Annotated in this window: 3 protein-coding genes and 1 pseudogene; all 4 read right to left on the bottom strand. The window is 54.8% G+C overall.

The genetic code is table 11. The annotated features are described in order from the left end of the window. Window positions 1-459: 459 nt before the first annotated feature. A complete protein-coding gene (locus AACR77_RS18115) occupies window positions 460-1,104 on the bottom strand; it encodes a hypothetical protein (protein ID WP_081999314.1) in 645 nt (214 codons plus the stop codon). A 1,221-nt stretch (window positions 1,105-2,325) separates the two neighbouring features. After that, window positions 2,326-3,132 (bottom strand): tryptophan synthase subunit alpha, encoded by an 807-nt coding sequence (trpA, locus tag AACR77_RS18110; protein ID WP_042878629.1) that lies wholly within the window; start codon window positions 3,130-3,132, stop codon window positions 2,326-2,328. Then, window positions 3,129-4,322: a tryptophan synthase subunit beta gene (gene trpB, locus AACR77_RS18105; protein ID WP_042878627.1), complete on the bottom strand. Its 1,194-nt coding sequence runs from the start codon at window positions 4,320-4,322 to the stop codon at window positions 3,129-3,131. Before trpB ends, trpA begins: the two co-directional genes overlap by 4 nt. Before the next feature lie 188 nt (window positions 4,323-4,510). Continuing rightward, window positions 4,511-4,728 (bottom strand): annotated as a pseudogene (locus AACR77_RS18100) (bifunctional indole-3-glycerol-phosphate synthase TrpC/phosphoribosylanthranilate isomerase TrpF); the annotation flags it as partial.

Genomic DNA, 4,728 nt, shown 5'->3' with positions numbered 1-4,728 from the left:
CCGGTTTGAGGCCGGTGTCAGGTGATAACTAGATCTGTACAGTTTGGATATATTTTCCAGTCATCTAGTTTAAGATTGCTACATTCCGTATAGGCGAGTTGTTCTTTTACCTTTTCTCGGATGATTTGTGGTACATCTGAGGCTTGAGCAATGCTGGGTAATAGCATAATAATAAAGGATATTATTCTGTTCACTTCATTTCCTTTGTTGATAATTATAATGACAATTTGAATTTCCTAACTCTCACTGAATGGGCAAGAAATGCCAAAAAACTGAAGCCACCATCTCGTATTAACTTGGATGCCCATCATTTTGAGTGTTAGTTATGCTACGGCTTGATCAGAAAAATGGGGGGAGGATTTATGTGGGTATCACAAATTTCTTTTCCTTCTTGACCTTATAATGTTGCGCTCACCGGTAAATTATGAGCGCAGCGAATAATTTTTCTGTGTGAACTGATTAATTCTTATAGGCTGACTGAGCAATATCTTCTAAGTGGCTTTCAAGTTTCTTGATGAGACCTGACACTCGACTTAACTTAACAATCAGCCTATAAACGATAAAAATACCTGCTGCCCCAAGTGCAATTTCCCATGAGGCGTCATCCCAGTTTTTACCTCTGTATCCTTCAGGTGCAGTTAAGTACGCAATACCCCAAATAATTGCACCAGCTATCAACAATGATTTTCCTGTTAGCAACTCAAGCTTAAGTTTTTTATTTAGTTCTTCGGCACTATTTATAAACCAGTGCTTTCCTGCACTATGATTCACTAAAATACTGTACAAGCCTTCATCAGCGCCTTTTCTTTTTGCAGAAATGAGAGTGATTTTTTGACCTGGCCTTAATGGAACATCCACACCTCTGAGTTTTATATCTTTCTCAAGGCCATCTTCGGTTTTTATCCAAAACTCATGATTCGTTATCGTTGACGAAGTTGAATGAACACTAGGTGCACTGACATGACCACCATTCGGGCCGACATAGCCCCCCCCACCACTTGACGAAACAGATACATGGGTTTCACTGTACTTGTTACTTCCCAGAACCTCTCCAGTAACCTGCCAAAATTCAACTTCTTTTCCACAATGGGTAAAATTTTCCATGAATACTCCTTTTTTTCACGCTAACAATGATTAGATGGAAGGCGGTATTAATCCGTTAGCAGAGCCTTCCATACAACTCTGTAACATCTTTATCGCCGCTAATCTCATATATTTGGCTAAAAATCGTAGGTTAGTGCTGAACGAAGTGAAGCCCAAAGGTTACCGAAAAATATATCTATCAATATAATTTATGAAGCTGCCACACCCTTATTTATTCCGATCGGGTTGGCGCAATAATGCTCACCTGTTGTGCTTCGCTACGCTCTGTGCCAACCGACAAAAAAACAACGCTACCGCCCCTGAGTTTCAGCCCCCAGTCCGCTGTTTTTCACTCGTGAGATAGCAACAATTACTTCCATGACACTCTCCCGAGAGATGGATTGTCGTTTGGCTATTTTAAGGGGCCGGATTGAGACATGGAAAGAGGATGTTGATAGAAATCTGAGCTGGTTCAACGAATTAGTGAACAACAACTGTTTTGTGTGGACTGTCGGGTTGGTAGAGAGTGTGGAAATAGCCCTCACCCCAGCCCTCTCCCAAGGGGAGAGGGGGCTTGTCTGCAGTTAGACGGGAGTTGAGTGCTGGCACTGTTTTGTCTTGATCCCCCTCCAAGCTGCCGAGTCGAGCTCAATGGGTCAGGAGCGCCGTCAGGGATGACGGCGCAGCCGCAGTTGGTACATGGATGTACCATCTGCGGTGTTCCGTCCGACCCAGAGAGCGAGATGAGGGAATCCGCCGTAGGCGGGCGGCTTGGCGGGGGGGGCCTTTCTTTTGGTGACTTTTCTTTGGCCACGCAAAGAAAAGTCACTCGCCCAGGCCCGAAGGGCGGGCGAAACCCCGTCGAGGGCCGCGCCCTCGTGGCCCATGCGGCGAAGCCGCATCAAGGGGCCAACCGCTGGCTCGGGAATCCGGCGAGAGTCTGTTGTCGTGGAGCGGACTATGTCTTGCGGTGCAATGCGCTGCGCTTATTGCGCCCTACGGTGTTCCACAGCGCGGTGAAGCCGCGCCATCACATTCAATCCGCGAACGTCCGAATACGCTGCGCTATTCGAACCTACGATTCGATAACACCGGGGGATTATGGGTTCCCTCACCCTGACCCTTTCCCAAGAGGAGAGGGGATAAAGACGCTGGGAGCGGCAACAAGCAGGAAATAGAAAGGGAGCCTATCAGGCTCCCTTTTCGCAGACATGGCCAATGGCATTTGACCAATGCCGCCTCTTATCGATTGGTCGCGGCCTTCATCCCTTCCACAAACTCCTTCAGACGAGTCAGCATATGCTCCGGGTTCTGGTGGTGGGTCTCGATGATCTTTACCACGGCGGAGCCGGAGATGGCACCGGCGGCGCCAGCGGCGATGGCCTCACGCACCTGAGCCGGTTCGCTGATGCCAAAGCCGAGCAGGGCGGGGGGGGCATTGAACTCGCGCAGGGTATTGATGAGACCTTCCACCGGCATGCCGGCCTTGGTCTCGGCACCGGTCACGCCCGCGCGGCTCACCAGATAGGTGTAACCATTGCCAAGCTCCGCCACTTGTTTCAGGGTCTCGGCGTCGCCATTGGGCGGGGCGATAAAGATGCTGTCGATACCGAACTTGTCGGCGGCCGCCTTGTAGGGGGCGCACATCTGCACCGGCACGTCCGCCACCAGCACGGAGTCCACCCCTGCCTGCTGGCACTTCTCGTAGAAGCCGTCAATTTTGCGCACATAAACCAGGTTGGCGTAGACCAAGAGGCCAATGGGCAGCTGCGGGTACTTGGCGCGGATACGGCCTAGCAGCTCGAAGCAGTCGTCCGGAGTGGTGTGGCTGGCAAAGGCACGCAGGGCGGCGCCTTGAATGGTGGGGCCGTCCGCCACCGGATCGGAGAAGGGAATGCCGAGCTCGAGGGCGTCGGCACCCCCTGCGACCAGCGCATCGACGATGGCCAGGGACAATTCGGGGGTGGGGTCACCCAGCATCACGAAGGGCACGAAGGCGCCCTGATTGGCCTTGTCCAGACGGGAAAAGAGTTGTGCGTAGCGATTCATGACAAGGTTCCTTCTTTTTCAAAGATGTCGGCAACGGTGAAGATGTCTTTGTCGCCACGGCCGGAGAGGTTGACGATGAGCACCTGCTCTTTTTCCGGTTCACTGCGGGCCATCTTGAGGGCATGGGCCAGAGCGTGGGAGGACTCCAGCGCGGGGATGATGCCTTCGGATTTGGCCAGCTCCTGGAAGGCGTCCAGCGCCTCCTTGTCGGTTACCGAGGGGTACTCGGCGCGGCCGATGGCGGCCAGATGGGCGTGCTGGGGGCCGACGGAGGGGAAGTCCAGCCCCGCCGAGACGGAGTAGGACTCCTGAATTTGGCCCTGATTGTCCTGCATCAGGTAGGAGTGCATGCCAAAGAAGACCCCCTTGCTGCCGTGACCGAGCGGCGCGCCGTGCTCGCCACTCTCGATACCGTGACCACCCGGCTCGACGCCGATCAGGCGCACCGACGGCTCATCGATAAAGTCGGCAAACATGCCGATGGCATTCGACCCGCCGCCGACGCAGGCGAGCACCGCATCGGGCAGCCGCTCCTCCTTCTCGAAACACTGGGCCTTGGCCTCTTCGCCGATCATCTTCTGGAACTCCCGCACGATGGTGGGGAAGGGGTGGGGGCCGGCGGCGGTACCCAGCAGGTAGTGGGCCGACTCGTAGTTGGCAGCCCAGTCCCGCAGCGCCTCATTGCAAGCATCTTTCAGGGTGCTGGAGCCGGAGTGCACCGGAATGACGGTGGCGCCCATCAGCTTCATGCGAAACACGTTGGGTTTCTGGCGCTCGCAATCCTTGGCCCCCATATAGACCCGGCACTTGAGGCCGAGCAGGGCGCAGGCCAGTGCCGTCGCAACGCCATGCTGACCGGCGCCGGTTTCGGCGATGATCTCATTCTTGCCCATCCGCTTGGCGAGCAGGGCCTGACCCAGCACCTGGTTGGTCTTGTGGGCGCCGCCGTGCAGCAGATCTTCACGCTTGAGGTAGAGGCGGGTCTTGGTGCCCTTGGTCAAATTGCGGGTCAGGGTGAGCGGGGTCGGGCGACCGGCGTACTCGGTCAGGAGTGCCTGAAACTCGGTGACGAAAGCCGGATCATCCTTGGCATCGACGAAGGCCTTCTCCAGCTGGAGCAGGGCGGGGATGAGGATCTGGGGCACATACATGCCACCAAATTCACCAAAAAACGGATTGAGCAGGGTCATGGTTATCTTCCTTTACATTCTGCAATTGAGATCAGGTATGAGCCTTGTCGGGCTGAGGCGTATGGCTGGGGCACATACATGTCATCGACGAAATTCACCAAAAAACGGGTTGAGCAGGGTCATACATTATTCCTTGTGCTTATGGGCAAACGCAGTTCATTAATTCGTTGAATGAGTCACGGGGGCGCTCACAGTTGACGCAAGGCGCCAAAGGCGGCCGCCAGCTTGTGCGCATCCTTCCTGCCCGGGGCGCTCTCCACCCCGGAGTTGAAATCAAGGCCGAGACAGCCCACCCGGGCGGCCTCGAGGGCGTTGTCGGGGTTGAGGCCCCCCGCCAGCATCAGCCGGGCTTTATCGAGGTGGGCCAGCAGGGTCCAGTCGAACGCCTGACCGGTGCCGCCGCTCT

It is taken from the genome of Aeromonas sp. ZOR0002 (genome assembly GCF_963866995.1).
In the GTDB taxonomy this organism is placed as follows: domain Bacteria; phylum Pseudomonadota; class Gammaproteobacteria; order Enterobacterales; family Aeromonadaceae; genus Aeromonas; species Aeromonas caviae.
Note: the sequence above shows the minus strand (reverse complement) of the source record. Positions and strands in the feature narration are given on the sequence as shown.

Coding starts and splice junctions, on each gene's coding strand:
- AACR77_RS18115 (WP_081999314.1), bottom strand. CDS start 1,104: ATGGAAAATTTTACCCATTGTGGAAAAGAAGTTGAATTTTGGCAGGTT.
- trpA (WP_042878629.1), bottom strand. CDS start 3,132: ATGAATCGCTACGCACAACTCTTTTCCCGTCTGGACAAGGCCAATCAG.
- trpB (WP_042878627.1), bottom strand. CDS start 4,322: ATGACCCTGCTCAATCCGTTTTTTGGTGAATTTGGTGGCATGTATGTG.